Raw genomic sequence first — 19,238 nt, 5'->3', positions numbered from 1 at the left:
TCCTCATTCCACCGGCTTGATTAGTAAGTTGCCTACCGCGTCGATCCTGGCCACGAAACCAGGAAGGATTACCGTGGTGGAGTCCATTTCAGTGACGATCGCTGGTCCCGGCACCTGCAGCTGCTGATGCAGTTTTCTACGATCGAAAATTGGCGCGTCGTGCCAGTTGCCTGCGTAATAGAACTTGCTTCGGTGAATCTCACATTCTTCTAGAGAGGCCGTCGTTGCAGCCTGCTGGAGCTCTGCAATAGCTTGCGTGCGCGCTTTCGCCACAGCCCGGATCATCAGGATTTCATGGCCATCATCGAGCTTGAACGTAAACAATTGTTCGTGCTCGGCATCAAACTGATCGGTAATCAGTGCCAGCCCTTTCTGCTGTAGCTCTGCTTCAGTGAAATCAACAGTGATCTGAAATGCCTGGCCCGCATAGCGCAAGTCAGCCTGATATGTAATCTGGTGATCTTCAGTGGGAATACCGTCGGCAAGCAGGGACTCGCCTGCGCGCACCTGGAGTTCGCGCAGATCCTGACGAAGCTTTTCGTCGCTGAGATCCTCACTCATCGTCAGATAAGTGCGAGCTGCCTCATCTTGCACCTGAGTAGTAGCATCGCCATAGGCGCAAAGCACACCTGGGCCAGGTGGCACGATGACCGGCCAGGCGTCGGTTAGAATTCCCAGAGCATTGGCGTGCAATGGCCCTGCACCGCCAAAGCCAACCAGTGCAAAGTCACGAGGATCATAGCCCTGCTCTACTGAGACAAGACGCAGCGCCCCAAACATGGATTCATTAACAATCTTGATGATGCCTTCGGCCGCTTCCATGAGTTCGATGCCCATAGCATCGGCCACTTTCTGAACCGCCTCGACCGAGGCATCGCGATTGATTTCCATTTTACCGCCCAGCTGCGCGTCGGAGGGGAGGTAACCGAGCACAACGTTGGCATCGCACACCGTAGGTTGTTCGCCGCCTTTCATGTAACACGCGGGACCCGGCACAGCACCGGCTGACTCGGGCCCAACCCGAAGGGCTTTGGTCAACTCGGGAACAAAGGCGATCGACCCACCGCCGGCACCCACCGTGCGCACATCGACAGACGGGGCCCGCACGCGCACATCGCCGACGATGGTTTCTCTGCGCACCCGCGCCCTGGAGTCCTGTATCAGGGCAACGTCGGTAGAGGTACCGCCCATGTCGAACGTGAGAATATCGTCGAACCCTGCCCGGCTACAAAAATAGGCCGCCCCTGCGACGCCGCCTGCGGGTCCCGACATGAGCAGGTTTACTGGTGATTCTGCAGAAGCTCTCGCTGAAGCCAGGCCGCCATCAGAGCGAAGAATCGACAGCTGAACATCGGCACCCATCTTGTCCGCCAAGGCGCCCTGCAAATTATTAACGTAGTTGGCGACCTCGGGTTTAACGTAGGAATTAACAACTGTCGTCTCGGTACGCTCATACTCCTGCATTTCCGGGACGACCTCACTGGAAATGGAAATGGGGACATCCACGAAGATCTCCCTGGCGATATCCCGGGCGCGCTCTTCGTGAGAAGCGTTCATATAGGCGTTGATAAAGCATATGGTCAGGGCTTCTACAGCGCCCTTCTCATGCAGCAACCTTAGATCTGCTCTTAGCTTTTCTTCGTTTAGGTCAGCGACAATGTTGCCGCCGGCATCAATGCGCTCGCTCGCTCCAATCGTTAGCTCAAGTGGGGCCAGTAATGGCTTTTTGACGTAGCTGACCCAACCACCCAACCCACCCGGGCAGAACGAGCGAGCGACTTGCAGGGTGTCCTCAAAGCCGGCGGTGGTGACCAAACCGACTGTCGACCCCTTGCCGGTCAGTACCGCATTGGTGGCGACAGTGGTGCCGTGCATCACCAGTTTTATACCTGCGGGGTCAACGCCTGACTCTTCGCAAATACGCGCTACGCCATTGAGGACTCCGACGGACGAATCTTCCGGCGTAGAGGGCACTTTGGCAGTGTACGTTTCGCCGCTGACTTCATTCATCAGCAGGAAATCGGTAAAGGTTCCTCCCACATCCACACCCAACCGGTACGTCATTCTTCTTCTCCTTGAAGATTGCCTGAGGAAGGTCTACGCGGTTTATTGAGAGCGAAAGGTACTGATGACCCTGGCCTCTAGCTCGCCGGCTTTTTTCACGCCGCAACGGCTGAACCCAACGCTTCTCCCGGGTACCTGACCACAGAACGAAAGCGAAAATTATTTTATAATCAGTTACTTATACAACCATGTGCGCTCAAACAGCGAGCGCGCGTCATACATAAGGCTACGGCAGGCAGGTAGCTTTGGATTCATCTCGAGAAGAGAATTTCAAAACGCAGGCGCTCACGCTCCGTCATCTTGCGTCAACTGCAGTATAGCGCCGTTGAAAATGGTGGGATCAAGGTCGCGTACTTGCCACCCTTCAAGCCCTGTACGCGGACCCTCTCCGCCGAGTCCGTTTAAGTTGGACTCTACCTTGGCCGAGGCAGCTTCTAGAGACTCAACCTCAAACGACAAGAGGAACAAGCCCTCCCCGTGTTCGGCGAGATGTTTTGCCGGTACGCCATCAGGGTCAATTGGCTCGATCAGGACAATCCAGGTTTCGCCCGCCTTGAACCGGGCAGTTTTAACGCCCCTGGCATCGAGGTCGCCATATTCAAAATGATCGATCTCAAATGCGAGCTGATATTTGCGAACAGCACTATCAAGATCATTCACTAGCAGATTAATGTGATGTACTTTTTTTAGCATTGTGCTTCCAGTTGCTGGGCGGCGTCTTGTTACTTATGAATTGACGCTTTGGCATCGATGCAGTTGATGGTCGCATAATGCCTGAGGCTCTACCAATTGATACCGTGCAGCACTGACCACCCAAAAAAAGACTGCTACGATGACCTGAGTTTTACCGAGGAGCTAATGCTTTGAAAAAAGTTCTTATCATCGCAACGATCATGATCGCCGCTGGCGCTTTCTATACCGTTCCCAAAGTGATTGGCGGTGCCCGCGCCTACGTGTTTGGTTATCCTCTCGTGGTCATGGAGCTCACCCGCCGAGGAATGGTAGAGGCTGAGGGTGTAAACCGCTTTAATCACAATCAAGTGTTTCCGGATCACACCTTCCGCGAGGTAGTACGGCCAAACACCGACACGCTCTACAGTTCAGCCTGGCTCGATCTCACCGACGGCCCCCTGCAGCTTGACACTCCGGATACCGCCGGACGCTACTTCGTTATTCCACTGATGGACGCCTGGACCAACGTTTTCGCCAGCATTGGCAAGAGAACCCGCGGCACGGGTGCAGCTAGCTATCTGCTGGCAGGCCCTGACTGGCAGGGAGATGCTCCCACAGGCATGGAACTGGTCAGGGCACCCACCAACATGGTTTGGGTCATCGGCCGCATTCAGACCAATGGCCCCGATGACGTCGCCTCGGTTGGTGTTCTGCAACAAGGGTTTCGGCTTGTCCCGCTGGACAATCCAGCGCCGAGCGCCCACTTAGCTAAAAAAGCCGCGCCATTGTCGCCAACGAATGCCGGTCTCGATCCTTACGCTCAGATAGAGAACATGCCCGCAGCGGATTTCCTGCAATTGCTGGCACAACTAATGGCGGAGCAGCCGGCGACAACCAGAGACGCCCCCTACCTGCAGCAACTGGTGGGCATCGGCCTGCTGGCGGGCCAGCGCTATGAGATAGAGCGTCTGTCTTCGCTGGACGCATGGTTGCTGGACACTGGCAAACGATTGGCCCACGCCGGGGTGCGCAAGGCACTCGATAGCCGCACCCCAGAAAATGGCTGGAGAGTGGCACGATCTGGTATCGGCAACTATGGAATCGACTACGGAACCCGCACCGGAGTGGCGATGATCGGGCTGGGGGCCCTGCCTCCAGAAGAGGCAATCTATCCCAACGCAATCTCGGACGCCCAGGGGCAGCCTCTGTCAGGAGAGCATCGCTATCGCATCCACTTCCCGCCAGGGCAGACGCCTCCCGTAGATGCGTTCTGGTCTCTCACGATGTATGACGCAAATGGCTTCCTTGTGGAAAACCCGATTGATCGGTACACGCTGGGAGACCGGGATACGCTGGTGTTCAATGAGGACGGCTCATTGGATGTGCTGATCCAGCACGATGCGCCACTGGGCTCGCAGGACAACTGGCTCCCGGCTCCAGCGGGGGAATTTGCAGTTACCATGCGCCTCTATCTGCCCCGGGACACAGTGCTCGATGGTAGCTGGCGGGTTCCCGGGATAGAGCGGCTGTAGCTTTTAGCCCTGCTCAGGCTAAACCCGGCAGCGCGCGCAGAACTAGTTATCCAGGCTGTCCCACTGCAGTGCAGCTGCCTGTACGATACGTTCACCATCAGGGGCCAACAGCGTGCCCGCCTCTATGCCTTCATCCACGGAGCGGCGCACCGCCGCCGTGTATCCTGCTTTGTCGGTATAACGCGCCGCCATTTGAGCGGCATCGAACAACGCCGTGGTGCCGAACAGAAAACAAAAGGCGTTACCTTCCTGGCCAATGCCCGACAAGACTGCTGCTGGAGCGTCAACGTAGGAGGTACGTAGTCCGCCCGTCACATTACCCGAATCGTCCAACAGGAAATCGATGCCGGCAGCATCCATATCCAATCTGGGCACTGGTGCGGGTGCCACACCCCCGCCTGCCCAATCGTTGAGCGCGTGTATTGCCGCATTTACCGGCCATACCAGATAGCCGGAATTCATCGGTAACGTACACTCCTGAAAGCCCAGGATACTGGTTTGCTCCACGACCACCGCATAACTGGGATCGTCACCCAGGTCATTTCTGCCTGACACAAACGTGTATTCATCGTTGTGGGCACTTCCAGCAACTTCCCATAGCCTGTATGTCGCGCTATCCGCTTGCCGTGAAGAATTCATCCCACGGCCGTGAACGTCAGACTCACCCTGAACATTAATTGCCTTGGCGGCAATGTCAGTTCTCAGCAAAACTGGCGTGGGTGTGGCTATGGCCACGAGCGGGTCCTGTGCCAGAGACGAACTGCCGGCGCCGCGGTTCTGGATCAAAAAGCCATCGAATGCGCCATAAAGTGGCTGTACGGCATTAAAATAAGTGACGAGCCGCGATGCCGATTGCGACTGCCCCATCGCGAATAACAGATTCGCTGTAGCGCCGCCCAGTAATTCGCTGCCGCTGTCATTGTCTAGCAATCCGGCAACCTGAGTAAAAATATCATAGGAGAAGCTGTCGCCCGGATGATCGAGACTTCCGTATCGGTCCGGATTAACGGCTTTCAAATGCAGCGGCAGCAAAGAGTTTTCGCCGCCTTCTACGCCATTAAACTGAGCGGAGACCAGAACAACCGCATGGCCTTCACGCAGCAGTTCCGTATGTGCAGTGCCATAACTTACCGGCAACTCGAACCCGGTTGTGACGTTGAGCCACTCCACGAAGACCGAGCCACTGAAAGCAGCAGCGTCGACCGGCATATAGACCAGCACCCGCGTGCGATAGTCGGCCGCCTCTCCGGGCTCAACTTCCCAGAGGCCATCACTCGCAAGTTCACCAAGGTTAGTAAACGCACTGGCTGAGCCTGACAAGAAAAACTCTTGCTGTTCATAGCCAACGTCCGCAAGGGCAAAGGTAGTGGACAGCAAATTCGGCTGACCCTCGTCCGGCGGGGCTGAAATTTCTGCCACTGCGATCGGCAGCGTGGGGGAGCTTGGGGGCAATGGGTCCCGGCTGTCACTGTCACCGCAAGCTGAAAGCAGCAACAAAACAAGGCCGGCCACCAGTAAGCGCGAGGACAAGTAGCGGCGAGTATTATCAACAAAAGTAGACATAGCTGCTCCGTTTAAAGCTGCGCGACGAGACAAGGGCTTACTCCTCGAGTATCAGAGTCTCACCGATCTGTGCAGCCTGGATTTCTTCCTCGCAGAACGGAAACCTGACCCAGCGCTTGTCGGCGTAGAGTTTGGTCTGGTCAGCGTAATGGTCTGAATCTGGCTGTACGCTCTGTGAGTGGGTGAGAATAGTGTCTGCAATGGGACACTCACTCTCATCCCAGGTGACCACCTGGATATAGGAGTTACCCGCCCGCGGGTTGATGTAACCCCCGTCCTGCAGGCTGGCGCTGATCGCCCCAAAGACACCCATGGTGCCCGCGCCACCATGGATGGGGACGTTCTCGTTGTTGCGCTCGAGGTATTGCACTTCTCCCCAGGGCGCGTCCAGGGCAACGCCAGCATCAGTCAGGCGCTGGTTGGCCTGTAGCAGCTGTTCAATTACCAGGTCGCGATTGGCCTGCACGGTGAGATCTATCCCGGCCGGCGTGGCGATTGGGTCGGCTGGGTCGTAATCGACGGCCCAGAACTCGTCGCTGACCACTACATTCTGATAGGGGCTGCCATAGGTATTGCGAATGCCTCCCCAAAACTCAGTAAACACCTGCGCCCCGCGACTCTCTACGTTTACTCTGCGGTCCCAATTGGTGAGCACTTCGCAGGTCTCTGCCAACGCCGCGGCACTGGACGGGTCCGCTCCAGGACCATCGAGGTACTCGCTACAGATTTGTAACACGTCGTCCAACACCAACTCCGCGCCGTGCACCCGATTGCTGTACATCAGGGTTTTCAGGGTTTCCTGATCGAACAACGGTGTTTCACTAAACTCGTCGCCACCGGCCAACCTGTCGGCGATCATCTGATGGGTGATGCGAGTGCGAAGGAATTGTTGATTGCCCTCATGCCCCATCCAGCCGAAGACCACCGGGAAACCCTCGAGCGGCTGGGTGGCATCGGTTAACCAGTAGCTGTTGTTGCTGTTGCCTGCGGTACCGGTGCCAAGGATCTGCGGATGTGAATCCAGGCCAAACAGATTGGTACCCTCAGGGCTATCCGCATCCTCGCCCCACTCGCAGGCAGAACGGCTGCCATCCAGGCCTATAAATGCGTTGGTGGTGACGCTGGCGACCAGTGCGCCAATGCCTGTCAGGCACTCGTCCAGCTTGGCCTGGTCAACATGGGGCACAGCGCTGATCTGGCCGTAGAACATGCCGCCGTCGCGGTCAGCTGCAAACTCGTGGAACACCGGGTTGCCGATATAGCGCAGCGCTTGCCGATACTCTTCCATGTTGGTGGCCTGGGCTTTTTCCACCCACTGGCGCAGTGAGCGCAGACCAGTATCGAGGTTGGCATCACGCATGGTCATTAGCGTGCCGGCGAACGTGGGCCAGCCGCCTATGGCCGGGTTGACCCCACCCAGATCCAACACCAGACCATACTGGGTGCTATAGAAGGTGCGCTCATGGGTTTCCAGGCTGCCGTCGTCAAGCAATTGCTGGGCAGACACGGTGGTCTCGACAATATCGCGGTACTCGCCGTCGAATTCGTACTGCATGGGGTCCTCAGGGTTCAGGGGCACCTCGTACAGGGTAAAGCGCGTGGCGTAGTCAACGGTGTGTGTCCAGGCCACATCGCGGGTAAAGCCAATGCCAATCCAGGGCAGTCCTTGCAACGAAGCGCCAGCGGCATCGTACTCGCCGGGTATGGTCAAGTGCGCTTCATACCAGCGGCCACTGCCATTCCAGGGTTGGTGAGGGTTACCCAGCAGCAGCCCTCCGCCGTTCTGGGTGGCATCGCTTCCCAGGGCAATGGCGTTACTGCCGGATTCAGCGGGACGCATTGCCCTGCCCGCCGTCGAAAGATCCTGCTTGAGGCCGGACCTGACCTGCAGTGACTTGGCGCTCGCGTCTTGCAGTGCGTCCGGACCGCGCACCGCAAGAATAGCGTCGCGAACAATGCCCTGACCGGTGCTGGCCTGAAGGGCAATACTGCGCAGATACATCATCAGGTCGATGCGATCAGGGGTGAAAACCCACGGCTCACCCCGGCAGCCATTCTCACCGTCCGGCAGATTGTCCACACCGGTTTCATCAAGGTACCGAGCCATACCGGCCGCATAGCCGGTAATCAGTTCCTGGTCGCGCTGTGGTAATTTTTCGAAGAAGTTCGCGGTGAACTCCTCCTTGGTGCCATTGATATAGCGCGACAGCAGATCGCGGTCTACATTGTCGCCAGTAAACTCAGCCCAGCGTCCACTCGCCAGCGCTACCTCGCGCATGGTGACGCAAAAATTATCCTGCGAATAAGCGTAGCCATAACCGTAACCCAGGCCGGCCCAGTCATCCGCCTTGATGTGGGGGATGCCGTATTCGGTACGGCGGATTTCTGCGGAAAATGTGGGCTCTACCGGAGGTTCCACCGGTGGCTCAACGGGAGGCTCAATGGGGAGGCTGGGACTTCTGTCAGAAGAATCGCTGCAGGCGGTAATACTCAGGCCAAGGAGGGCGGCAAGAGTCAGTCGATGGAGGTTGCGCATCACAGCTTATCCTTATCTTTTTATAGCCTGTTAATATGCCGCGCATATGCAACAAAATACAGCAGCACCGGGCAACATTAGTGGCTGAAGAGTATAAATGTGCAGTGTATGTCCATGTTTAGTCTTCTCCGGGCGCCGAAATAGAACCGACCAGACGAAACGTCAGGTTAAGCCTCGGCCCACAATCGCGTCGCAGCTTGCGAATGCCGTGCTTCCAATAGCGCTGGGTGGCCCCGCTCATCAACAACACACTACCGTGAGGCAAACTCACATCCAGCCCCCGCGCTTGCTTGTCGCGTTTGTGCCTGAAGTACAGCGCCCGCTCTTCTCCCAGGCTCAGTGATGCTATCACCGGCTCAGGACCGAGCTCAGGCTCATCATCTGCATGCAGGCCCATGGAATCACGCCCATCGCGATAGTAGTTCAGCAACACACTGTTAAATGGGGTTCCGGCCAGCGCCTCCATGCGACGTCGCAATCCATCCAGTTGATCTGTCCATGGCAGCGGTTGATGAGTCTTGCCGGAATAGCGATAGACCGCAGCCGGCTCGCCATACCACGCCAGTAGCCGGGGCTGCAGGTGGGTCTTTCCGTACACCGTGATGCTCTCTTGCCGCCAGGGCGTTTGCGCCAGTAGCAATTCCATCAGGCAATCCGGATCTACGCCCAGGTCCGGGCGTCTGATCAATCGCAAGTCGGCACCCGGCAACTCGAGCGTCTCCGACGCCGGCTCCGGATAGAGGGTTAGTTGCGCCACGTCTCAATCAAATACGGTGGGACAACCGAGGATTTGATTGAAGACCGGATCCCAGCGCCGAACATCCTGTGCCCGCCGCCAGCGATTGTGGAAAAAGTACATGAGGCACGGCCCGTCCTGCGCAACGATTAAAAGAGTATCGTGTTCGCCCACCTCCTCGTAGGGCGGGTAATCGGCGCGCTTGCCCCAGAAGTGGCCCTCGCTCGTGCTGGCGTAAGCCAACCACCAGGCCTCTACCGGCTGCCATTGGCCCTCCATGGCATTCCAGGCCTCAGGGGTCGTGGCAGCACCCTTCACCTGCCCGTGTGTCTGGGCAGCAACATCGAAATTGCTCAACGCCAATAAAACGGCAAAACCACATGCGGCAAACGGACGGGGCAGAGTCATGCGCTCTCTCCTGAAGGGATACGTCGAACAGTGTAGGTCTGCCTCGACAGCACAGCAAACGACACAGCGGCAATCCAGCGGGAACCCGCACACGTAACTACTGCATGACTTACAAACGCAACCCTGTAACCACAGTTCTCTGCATCTTGGTGGTGGCCTTACAGGCCTGTTTATCGGTGCCAGGCTTCGCTGAAGCCTCTGACCCAATCGCAGCGCGCAGCGAGCACTACAACATAGCCCAGGCCAGTCGCGACGGCATCGGTAAATTCTATCTGGGCCGGGAAATCAGTCACGTTATGGGTCACCTCGGAGCAGGCTGGCTGGAACGACCGCAGCGAGTACAGGAGGAGCGCACAGACCTGTTATTGGCAGCCCTGAAGCTACGCCCAGACGACACCGTCGTCGACCTTGGGGCGGGCACGGGATACTTCAGTTTTCCCATGGCCAAGCAGGTACCTGAAGGCCGCGTGCTGGCCGTCGACATTCAACCACAGATGCTGGCCATCATTGAGCAGCGCATCGTCACCGGCAGCGTGCCCAACGTGGAGCCACGTCTCGCGCAGGAATGCGATCCGCTTCTGAGTGATGTCGAAGTCGATGTCGTGCTGCTGGTAGATGCCTATCATGAATTTTCCTGCCCACGAGAGGTGATGCAGGCAATTACCGCTTCCCTTGCAGCTGATGGCAGAGTGCTGCTCGTTGAATATCGAGGCGAAGATTCGACCATTGGCATCAAGCCCCTTCACACCATGACTCTTAAGCAGGCCAAAAAAGAAATGGCCGCAGTGGGGCTGGACTTCGCTGGCGTATCCGATGTGCTGCCAAAACAACATCTGATGACCTTTCGTAAAGCTGACAACTCTGCCCCTGATTGAGTTTCAGGGATACTTGCCTTCACTTACCATACTCAGGGCTTGGGCTCGGGATCAAAGGTGATATTCATTTCCTTGATCCCATTTACGAAGTAGTCGCGCATATATTTGACGGGTTCTGCGAACTGCGGGTTTTTCAAGCGCGGAATAACTTCCTCAAACATAATTTGCATTTCCATCCGAGCCAGGTGAGCCCCCAAACAGAAGTGCGTACCAATACCAAAGGAACGATGCTCCCTGGCCAATTCCGGCATGCGCCGGGCGCGGGTAATGTCGAATTTCTCCGGCTCTTCGAATATTCCAGGATCCTGGTTGATGAGATGCCAATGAAGCAAGACTTTATCGCCTTCCTTCATCTCCACACCCGCTACCTCGGTGTCTTCCATTACTGTTCGGCGCATGGTGACAAAGGCTGGGTTGTAGCGGAGCATCTCTTCACAGGCATCGGGAATCAGGCTGGGGTCATCGACCAGCATCTGTAACTGATCCGGGTTCTCCATCAGCAGTCGCATGCCATGCGCTGTTACTGACCGGGTACTCTCGTTGCCCGCCGCTATCAGCATGAGGAAGAACAGCTGGAACTCTTCTTCCGTTAACTTCTCGTCCTCGACCTCACTATCCAGGAGAGAGCCAACGATATTAGTCAGTGGCGACTCGGCATGCTTCTTAGCGAGTTCGCCAGCGTACAGGTAAATATTGGCCGCGGCGTCCTGCGCCAAGGCAGCAGGGTCATCACCTCCGATATCTTCATCTTCCTGGAACATCATCTGGTTGGTCCAGGTAAAGAACTTGTCGCGATCCTCGATCGGCACACCGCACAGTGCAAGAATCGCCATCAGGGGCAGCTCAGCCGCAACTTCCGTAATAAACTCGCATTGCCCCTTGGCTGCCACTGAGTCGACAATTTCCTTTGCGTAGCGCTTAAACGTAGCGTGATAACTCTCAACGGCTTTAGGGGTAAACGCATTTCGAGCTATCCGCCTGAACTTGCCGTGTTTGGGCGGATCCATATTGACGAGCATTTGCGTCTGCATCGCAATGGTTTCGTCATCGTACTCGGTGGGAATGGTTAGTCGCTTTTCACTGGAGAAAATTGCGGGGTGTTTTGCAATGTAGTCGACATGCTGGCGCTCCAGCACCGCCCAATACGGCACACCCTGAAGCGGGTCTTCTATCTTGATAATCGGCGCGTCCGCCAGTGCACGCAGTTCACCGAGTTTCGGCAGGTGGTTGCCCTGGCCGTAAAGATCGGGATCCAACAGATTCGTGTAAGGGCATGTCGACATCCGGATAGCCTTCATTAAATTCGAAGGCTAGCAGCATACATTATCTGGCTCTAGTACACGCCTGGAAACTGGTGTTTTTCGAACGCCGAATTTACCGCCGCCCTCCGCTAGCTGACCTGGGCCACGCTTCCTTAGCCAACTGGGCTTTCAGGGTTTGCCTCCAACCTGCAAACTTCTTGCTGCCCACGCCCCACGCTGACGGGGTCTTTCTCGCCCACTTGACGGGCGTGCGATCGACTCCACCGAATTCATATGCAACGCTCATTGGCTATCCTCTCACTATTAACCTATTCAAATTTGCGGCACTCAATGCTGCTTGGCGCCTCTTGCTCGTCTACACCCTGGCTGAAGCGGCGAAATCTGGAGATGACACGGTGCGACCTTTTTGCGCCGCCTCGGCATCAACTTTCTTCCTGATCTCCTCCCGATCAACGCGTATGCTGCGTTGTGCATCCACTCCAATGCGCACCTGATTGCCTTTGACTCCGAGTACGGTCACGGTAACCGGGCCCTCAAGCAGGTCTTCCAACTGCCCTATTTTCAGGCTCTCTCCAATACGTCTAGTGATAATTAGCATCTACGTTTCCCTCGATTCTGCCCGTCGCTACATACTGGCTTAAACAATTGCAAACACCGTACCAACAAAACGAAACAGTTTTTATTTATAAAAAACAGATGGTTACACCACTGAGACAGCTATCGATAGAATTTTGATACGACTCATGAGACACTCTAAGTGTCTCATGACACAACGAGGTCGTCCGTGGATAGAATCGAAAGCTCTGATTGGTATATGCGGCTGCTTACTGCCATTACGAACGCTCAGTCCCAATTGATCGGGACGGTCGAGCGCAAGCAACTATTTGACGGACTCCTCAGTGCCTTGCTTGAACTCAGCGATAGCGAATACGGGTTCATAGGTGAGACCCATTTAGATGAAGAAGGCAAGGTGTTCCTGAGGACACACGCCATCACCAATATTGCCTGGAACGAATATACCCGCCGGCACTTCGAAGAAAACGCCCCCAATGGCCTCGAGTTTCATAATCTGGAAACTTTGTTTGGTCATGTGATGACGGAGGAAAAGCCGGTTATAGCAAACGAACCCCAAAACGATTCCAGACGCGGTGGCCTGCCATTGGGCCACCCGGATCTGAATTCATTTCTGGGTGTTCCTCTCCACAGTGCGGGACGGATGATTGGCATGATCGGTATTGCCAATCGGCCTGAAGGCTACGACGAGAAACTGATTAACGACCTGGCGCCCTTCCTCCAAACTTGTGCCAACGCAATCTTTGCACTCCGCGCTGAATCCGACAGAAGGCAAGCGGCAGACGAGCTATCAGATGAGCAACAACGCCTGCGTGCGATTCTCGATGGCGCCTACGAGGCGATTATTACCATCGACGAACGAGGAATTATCGAGTCCGCAAACCAGCGAGCGGAACAAATGTTTGGCTATTCACAGCTAGAATTACGTGGGGAAAATGTCAGCAACCTGATGCCAACACCCTACCGATTGGAACACGACACCTACATTAAAAATTATCTGGAAACGGGCGACGCAAAAGTCATCGGCCAGGGACGGGAAGTATTAGGCCGCCACAGAGATGGCAAAGAGTTCCCTATTCACCTGACCGTTAACGAAACGAATGTACAGGGATCGAGACTGTTCATTGGCATGCTTCGTGACCTGTCAGAGAGAGCCGAAGCCGACAAACAGCTGAAACAATTGCAGCGGCAACTCGATCGCAGCCGATTCGGCCAACTTATCGGCAAAAGCCAGGGCATGAGAAATCTCTATCGGACCATCAATGACGTGGCAAACGGCGACTGGACCGTGCTTATTGAGGGTGAAACTGGAACGGGCAAGGAACTTGTGGCACGCGCGATCCACGCTGCGAGCCCTAGAAGCAACGGGCCCTTTATTGCGGTAAACAGTGCGGCACTAAGTAGTTCTCTCCTCGGCAGTCAGCTGTTCGGACACCGCCGGGGCGCTTTTTCAGGCGCTGTGAAAGATCAAACCGGGTACTTCCAGGCCGCCGATGGTGGCACCCTGTTTTTAGATGAAATCGGAGACATCTCCGAAGACGTGCAGGTCAGCTTGCTTCGCGCCATAGAAAGCGCCGAAGTAGCGCCACTCGGGCAGCCCAACACCGAGCATATCGATCTCCGCATCATCGCCGCTACAAACAGAAACCTTGGTGACCAGGTGGCGGCTGGTAGCTTCAGGGAGGACTTACTATACAGACTCCGTGTGGGCAGGGTACTGGTGCCCCCTCTACGAGAAAGACGCGAAGATATTCCCTTACTTGCCGAGGCGTTTCTCGCAGAAATGAGAGTGGAAACAGGGAAAGCCATCGCCTCTATTGCTGCGCCTGTCGTAAGTCAGCTTAGTCAATACAACTGGCCTGGTAACGTTCGGGAACTCAGGAGCGCGATCCAGTTTGCGACGATTCACTGCCATTCAGGTTCAATCTCGCTCAGCGACCTACCGCCGGAGCTTCTCTCCGCCCAATCCACAGCGGCCGAGCGGGCAACGACAGCGCCTGACTTTCAGCAAAGGCTTCAGCAGGCGCTAGAACAAGCTGGCGGTAACCGGACCAAAGCCGCTCGCTTGCTAGGAATAAGCAGGGCGACACTCTACAGAAAACTCAAGGAACTTCAGCTAGACGGATAGAACAATACACGCCCGAATTCGACGCCCAGCGTAGCAGGTTTACACGAGATTCAGACTCTGCCGTCGGGCGCGCGCAGCCCCGCTGCCCCATCCCCTATCATTGTGATATCTGGCATAGGCTTGTATCGTAGCCGACACCCAGTCAGCCCAATCTACCGGCAGTCGTGCAACCATAACTCTAATAAGGAGCCATATAATGCGCTATCGCGTCGTCCAATGGGCAACAGGAAACCTCGGGCGACCTGCCATCGAAGGAATCGTATCGCACCCGGAGTTAGAACTGGTCGGGGTATGGGTACATAGCGCAGCCAAGATCGGCCAGGATGCCGGCGCCCTGGCCGACCGGCCAGACCTCGAAACAGGCGTACAAGCTACCAACGATGTCGATGCACTGATCGCACTGGCACCGGACTGTATTCTCTACAGCCCACTGGTACCGATAGAGGACGAACTCCTGAGGTTTCTGAGCGCCGGTATCAATGTGGTGACCCCTCTGGGCTGGTTCTATCCCCGCGACCTTGAAACTACAGCGATCGAAGCTGCCTGCAACGAGGGTAACAGCACACTACACGGCACCGGTATTCACCCCGGAGGCGTCACGGAGAAGTGGCCGCTGATGATGTCGAGCTTTTCTCGTGACGTCACCTATGTCAGCTGCGAAGAATATTCCGACTGTCGCACCTACGGATCTGCAGATGTACTCCGCGATATCATGCTCTTCGGCAAAACGCCGCAGGAGGCAAAAGACAGCTTTATGCTACAACTGCTGGGGAGCGGCTTCGGCCAATCTGTGCACATGCTGGCCGACTCACTCGGTTTTACGCTGGATGGGCCACTGAGAGCGACACACGACTTTGCACTCGCCACCGCGCCGATCGACACGCCCATGGGTATCATCAATCCGGGCTTGATCGCTGCACAACGATTTCGCTGGGAGGGGCTGCAGCAAGGTGAGCCTGTGGTGAAAGCCGAAGTGAACTGGTACATGGGCACGGACAACATCGAGACCGACTGGTTCGACGCCAGGAAAATCGCCCAATCAGGAGAGTGCTTCGCCATGCGCGTTGAAGGCGACCCCCCTGTTTATACAGCCACCCATGGAGTCCACCCCTCCCGCGATATGGACTGGAGCGAAGTACACAGGCGCAATCCGGGAATGGTCGCGACCGCAATGCACTGCGTCAACAGCATACCCTTCGTGTGCAAAGCGACTACCGGCATCAAAACCTACCTGGATTTACCGATAGTGCACGGCAAGGCAAAGGTCATGTAGAGGATGACAGGGCTGCGCGTTAGAGACTCCCGTTCAGACTCCAGTCATATTCAAGGTAGCTGATCTCGAATCCGTTGCGAGATAACTGCGATGAAGCCTCCGCATTGCTCACCATTGGCGCAAGGTAGGCCTGGACGGAACCCGACGACTCCTCGAAGTCTTCCTCGAACCATTGAAAGATTCTGGAGAGTTCGGCTCGCCCCGAGCGTAGATCAAACCGATTGCGAGATCTGTCATTGATGAACCCGCGAGCTGCGGATTCCAGCTGTTCCTCCAGACGATCTGCCGTGTAGGCCTCGCTCTGCAATATAGGGCAAGATTGACTGGCGCAGACGATGGCAAAGTGAATACGCGGCTCCTTCAGTGGGCGTATCCACTCGTGTTCCAGCTGGTGCAGGCTGATGCGCTCTCCGGCCACGGCATAGGTGTCTCGCTTGAAATACAGGTATCTACCCAATATGCCGTCGGGCGAGCGACCATCGAGTATGCCGCGCGCGGCCAGAATATTGTATGCATTGATATAGAAGGCCAGCCTTTGCTGACGACTCATTGCGCCGGTATCGGCCCGCGCCACTTGCTCGACGACTGCATCAAAATCAGGATTATCACGCCACTGAGCGTAATCTACATGCCCTGCGACAACAGCGGATCCGAGTAGCTTGTTCCAGGCTGCCGAATCTAATTCGGCAGAAGCAAGGCTGGACGCCAATAACAGACCGAGTAGAAGTGGAATTATTCGAATCATAAGACGACTCACTGATACCGATTAGGGCTTCGAGGGGTTAGAGTATAGAAACTGCCCTAAGAGCGTTTCGTCATGAGAGTATATCGCGTTATCTATCTGTTGATCGCAATGTCCCTCGCAAGCTGCACAAGCGCGCCGAACCAGCCCGCCAGTGATGCCGCTCTGCCTGATTGCGGCACGTTCCCAAACTGTGTGAGCAGTAGTTCAACCGAAGGCACCCAGGCCGTCGCGCCGATCGCGGCCACGGCGCAACAGTGGCTAGAACTTAAAACCTGGATTGCGGCACAGGATGACTGGACCATCACGATCGACAATGGTGACTTTATGCAGGCCGTGGTGAAAACACCGTTGATGCGCTTTCGCGATGATGTACAGCTCCGCTTTGACCAAAACACGGGCGTTATTCAGGTGCGCTCCTCGTCCAGATTGGGCATCAGTGACATGGGCGCTAACCGCAGCAGGGTAGAAATGCTTCGCGACCAGCTTTCACCCTGACGAAATCTAGCCTACTCTCAATGGTATTCTGAGCTTTTCAACCCCAATCTCCCAGGGAGACCACACAATGAGATTCGCCAAAACTATCGGAAACACCCTACTCACGCTGTCGTTATTGTTCTTCAGTAGCCTTTCCATCGCTAAAACGGACAAACCGAATATTCTGGTGATCTGGGGCGACGACGTAGGTATGTGGAATATCAGCGCCTATCACAATGGCATGATGGGTGGACGCACACCCAACATTGACCGTATCGCCAACGAAGGCGCCATCTTCACAGACGGCTATGCTCAGCAAAGCTGCACCGCGGGCCGCGCTTCCTTCATACTGGGCCAGCATCCGTTCCGTACAGGCCTGCTGACTATTGGTATGCCCGGCGCCAAGCAGGGGATCAATGCAAAGGATCCCACGATCGCTCAACTGCTTAAGAATCACGGATACACTTCCGGTCAGTTCGGTAAAAACCACCTCGGCGATCGCGATGAGCACTTGCCAACCGAACATGGCTTCGACAAATTTTTTGGCAATCTCTATCACCTCAATGCCGAGGAAGAGCCCGAAAGCGAGTTTTATCCCAAGGATCCGGAATTCCACAAAAAGTTTGGTCCGCGCGGCGTGATCCGCTCCAGCGCTGACGGGGAAATTGAAGACACCGGCCCACTGACCCGCAAGCGCATGGAGACAGCAGATACCGAGTTTTTGAATGAGAGCCTCAAGTTTATTGAGGATGCGCACAGCAAAGGCAAGCCGTTCTTTGTCTGGCACAACTCTACTCGCATGCACGTCTGGACTCATTTGAGCGAAAAGTACAAAGGCGCATCAGGTTATGGCCTGTACGCCGACGGCATGATGGAACTCGATGACGGCGTGGGCGCACTGCTGGACAAGCTGGATGAGCTGGGCATAGCCGACAATACAATCGTTGTCTTCAGCACTGACAATGGCGCCGAGAAGTTTACCTGGCCCGACGGCGGCACCATTCCATTCCGAGGCGAGAAAGGCACCACCTGGGAAGGCGGCTTTCGCGTTCCGATGATGGTGAGGTGGCCCGGCACCGTCAAGCCGGGCACCGTCATTAACGACATATTTTCTCAAGAGGACTGGCTACCCACGCTATTGGCAGCAGCCGGAGAACCCGATGTAAAAGAGAAATTGCTGAAAGGCCATCGGGCCGGCGGCAGCAAGTTCAAGGCGCACCTGGACGGTTACAACCAGACTGACCTACTGTCCGGCAAGGGGCCTGGCAAACGCAATGAGATTTTCTACTTCGATGCAGGCGGCAACCTTAACGCGGTACGTTTCAAGGATTGGAAAATACACTTCACTATCATGGAAGGGGCCATCAACGAAGCGTATCGTAAAACCCCATCATGGCCGCTGATTGTGAACTTGAGGATGGATCCGTTCGAGGCGGGACCCGACTCAGCGCTCTACATCCGTCAGTTCTACGCAGATCAGATGTGGATGTTCGTCCCGGCACAAGCACTGGTTGGTGAGTTCCTGGCCACCTTCAAAGACTTCCCGCCATCCATGGGAGATTCTCTCAGCATTGACGCTGTCATGGACAAAATGAAAGGTGCCATGAGCCGGCAGTAGGCTCTGGCAACCCAGGGTCGCCCTTCCCGCCTGAGCCAGACGGGAAGGGTAATCCTGAAGCTCAGCGCACTGCGCGCCCTCCAGCGTCATAACGCTTAACATCCGTAGACGCAGCAGAGATGCCTATCCATCCACCGACGGAAGGAACTCAACCGTGCCCGAACATCAAATCACATCTGAAGAACAGCTCCGAGCCATAACGGGGGAACCCGTACATGAATTAGTAATCATTAAGAGTGCTGATTGCTTAACGCCTTCGATGAAAAAGTATATTCAGCTCTCACCCTTCGTCTGTATGGCAACTCACGGTGCGGATGGCTCAGCTGACGTGAGTCCGCGAGGAGATGCACCGGGCTTCGTCCATATTCTGGACGACCACACATTGGTGATTCCGGATCGTCCGGGCAACAAACGTCTGGACAGTATCATCAACATCATCGAGCAATCGAGCATGGGTTTGCTGTTCATGATACCGGGGGTTCTTGAAACCCTGCGCGTGAACGGCAAGGGTATTGTGAGTACAGATCCCGAATTGCTGCGGCTCTTTGACGTCAACGGCAAGCTGCCGTCACTGGTCATAGTTGTCACGGTTGAAGAGGCTCTAGGGCATTGCTCCAAAGCATTCAGGCGAGCAAAGCTGTGGCAGGCAGACTATTTACCGGATAGCGACGTCCCCACACTTGCTGAGCTAATGTCAGGGCACCTTCAATTAGACGACGACACTACCAACATGCTGGAGTTCGCCATCGAAGATGATGCGCAGAACAATATGTATTGAA

General features: G+C 55.7%; 16 protein-coding genes. 7 read left to right on the top strand and 9 right to left on the bottom strand.

The window, feature by feature from the left end; genetic code table 11:
• Nucleotides 1-3: 3 nt before the first annotated feature.
• Nucleotides 4-2,064, bottom strand: coding sequence for a hydantoinase/oxoprolinase family protein (locus tag EY643_RS01220; protein ID WP_152660491.1), 2,061 nt, complete (start codon nt 2,062-2,064; stop codon nt 4-6).
• Between the two features lie 285 nt (nt 2,065-2,349).
• Complete coding sequence (locus EY643_RS01215) at nt 2,350-2,757, bottom strand: VOC family protein (protein ID WP_152660490.1); 408 nt, start codon at nt 2,755-2,757, stop codon at nt 2,350-2,352.
• A gap of 170 nt (nt 2,758-2,927) precedes the next feature.
• Here EY643_RS01215 and EY643_RS01210 point away from each other — a divergent pair, with 170 nt between their 5' ends.
• Nucleotides 2,928-4,268, top strand: a complete 1,341-nt coding sequence (locus EY643_RS01210) for a DUF1254 domain-containing protein (RefSeq protein WP_152660489.1) — start codon at nt 2,928-2,930, stop codon at nt 4,266-4,268.
• 42 nt (nt 4,269-4,310) lie between these two features.
• Here EY643_RS01210 and EY643_RS01205 read toward each other — a convergent pair whose 3' ends face one another.
• The 4 genes from EY643_RS01205 to EY643_RS01190 all read right to left on the bottom strand — a co-directional run bounded on the left by EY643_RS01205 (nt 4,311) and on the right by EY643_RS01190 (nt 9,511).
• Nucleotides 4,311-5,831 (bottom strand): alpha/beta hydrolase domain-containing protein, encoded by a 1,521-nt coding sequence (locus EY643_RS01205; protein ID WP_152660488.1) that lies wholly within the window; start codon nt 5,829-5,831, stop codon nt 4,311-4,313.
• Nucleotides 5,832-5,868: 37 nt separating this feature from the next.
• The gene (locus EY643_RS01200; RefSeq protein ID WP_152660487.1) at nt 5,869-8,367 is read right to left on the bottom strand and encodes a penicillin acylase family protein; all 2,499 of its coding nucleotides are present in this window, start codon (nt 8,365-8,367) and stop codon (nt 5,869-5,871) included.
• Nucleotides 8,368-8,485: 118 nt separating this feature from the next.
• Nucleotides 8,486-9,124 carry an alpha-ketoglutarate-dependent dioxygenase AlkB family protein gene (locus tag EY643_RS01195; RefSeq protein WP_240732790.1) on the bottom strand — a complete coding sequence of 213 codons (639 nt, stop codon included), beginning with the start codon at nt 9,122-9,124 and terminating at the stop codon, nt 8,486-8,488.
• 3 nt (nt 9,125-9,127) lie between these two features.
• Nucleotides 9,128-9,511: a hypothetical protein gene (locus tag EY643_RS01190; protein ID WP_152660486.1), complete on the bottom strand. Its 384-nt coding sequence runs from the start codon at nt 9,509-9,511 to the stop codon at nt 9,128-9,130.
• Between the two features lie 104 nt (nt 9,512-9,615).
• On the opposite strand from EY643_RS01190, the gene EY643_RS01185 reads away from it, so the two are divergent.
• On the top strand, nt 9,616-10,386 hold the full coding sequence (locus EY643_RS01185; RefSeq protein WP_152660485.1) for a class I SAM-dependent methyltransferase: 771 nt from the start codon (nt 9,616-9,618) through the stop codon (nt 10,384-10,386).
• A 32-nt stretch (nt 10,387-10,418) separates the two neighbouring features.
• Here EY643_RS01185 and EY643_RS01180 read toward each other — a convergent pair whose 3' ends face one another.
• Together EY643_RS01180 and EY643_RS01175 are read right to left on the bottom strand one after the other, a co-directional pair.
• Complete coding sequence (locus EY643_RS01180; RefSeq protein WP_152660484.1) at nt 10,419-11,669, bottom strand: cytochrome P450; 1,251 nt, start codon at nt 11,667-11,669, stop codon at nt 10,419-10,421.
• A gap of 334 nt (nt 11,670-12,003) precedes the next feature.
• A complete protein-coding gene (locus tag EY643_RS01175) occupies nt 12,004-12,246 on the bottom strand; it encodes a carbon storage regulator (RefSeq protein ID WP_152660483.1) in 243 nt (80 codons plus the stop codon).
• Nucleotides 12,247-12,432: 186 nt separating this feature from the next.
• On the opposite strand from EY643_RS01175, the gene EY643_RS01170 reads away from it, so the two are divergent.
• The gene (locus EY643_RS01170; RefSeq protein ID WP_152660482.1) at nt 12,433-14,349 is read left to right on the top strand and encodes a sigma-54-dependent Fis family transcriptional regulator; all 1,917 of its coding nucleotides are present in this window, start codon (nt 12,433-12,435) and stop codon (nt 14,347-14,349) included.
• Nucleotides 14,350-14,545: 196 nt separating this feature from the next.
• Complete coding sequence (locus EY643_RS01165) at nt 14,546-15,622, top strand: NAD(P)H-dependent amine dehydrogenase family protein (protein ID WP_152660481.1); 1,077 nt, start codon at nt 14,546-14,548, stop codon at nt 15,620-15,622.
• A 19-nt stretch (nt 15,623-15,641) separates the two neighbouring features.
• Here EY643_RS01165 and EY643_RS01160 read toward each other — a convergent pair whose 3' ends face one another.
• Entirely contained in the window at nt 15,642-16,367 is a 726-nt protein-coding gene (locus EY643_RS01160) for a DUF547 domain-containing protein (protein ID WP_152660480.1), read from the bottom strand.
• Between the two features lie 72 nt (nt 16,368-16,439).
• On the opposite strand from EY643_RS01160, the gene EY643_RS01155 reads away from it, so the two are divergent.
• From EY643_RS01155 to EY643_RS01145, 3 genes are all read left to right on the top strand, one after another.
• Entirely contained in the window at nt 16,440-16,862 is a 423-nt protein-coding gene (locus EY643_RS01155; RefSeq protein ID WP_152660479.1) for a DUF1499 domain-containing protein, read from the top strand.
• 67 nt (nt 16,863-16,929) lie between these two features.
• The gene (locus EY643_RS01150; RefSeq protein ID WP_152660478.1) at nt 16,930-18,459 is read left to right on the top strand and encodes an arylsulfatase; all 1,530 of its coding nucleotides are present in this window, start codon (nt 16,930-16,932) and stop codon (nt 18,457-18,459) included.
• A gap of 154 nt (nt 18,460-18,613) precedes the next feature.
• Nucleotides 18,614-19,237 carry an MSMEG_1061 family FMN-dependent PPOX-type flavoprotein gene (locus EY643_RS01145; RefSeq protein ID WP_170287228.1) on the top strand — a complete coding sequence of 208 codons (624 nt, stop codon included), beginning with the start codon at nt 18,614-18,616 and terminating at the stop codon, nt 19,235-19,237.
• Nucleotide 19,238: the final 1 nt, after the last annotated feature.

Source organism: Halioglobus maricola (assembly GCF_009388985.1).
Classification (GTDB): domain Bacteria; phylum Pseudomonadota; class Gammaproteobacteria; order Pseudomonadales; family Halieaceae; genus Halioglobus; species Halioglobus maricola.
The sequence above is the reverse complement of the archived record's forward strand: the minus strand, read 5'-3'. Positions and strand labels throughout refer to the sequence as shown.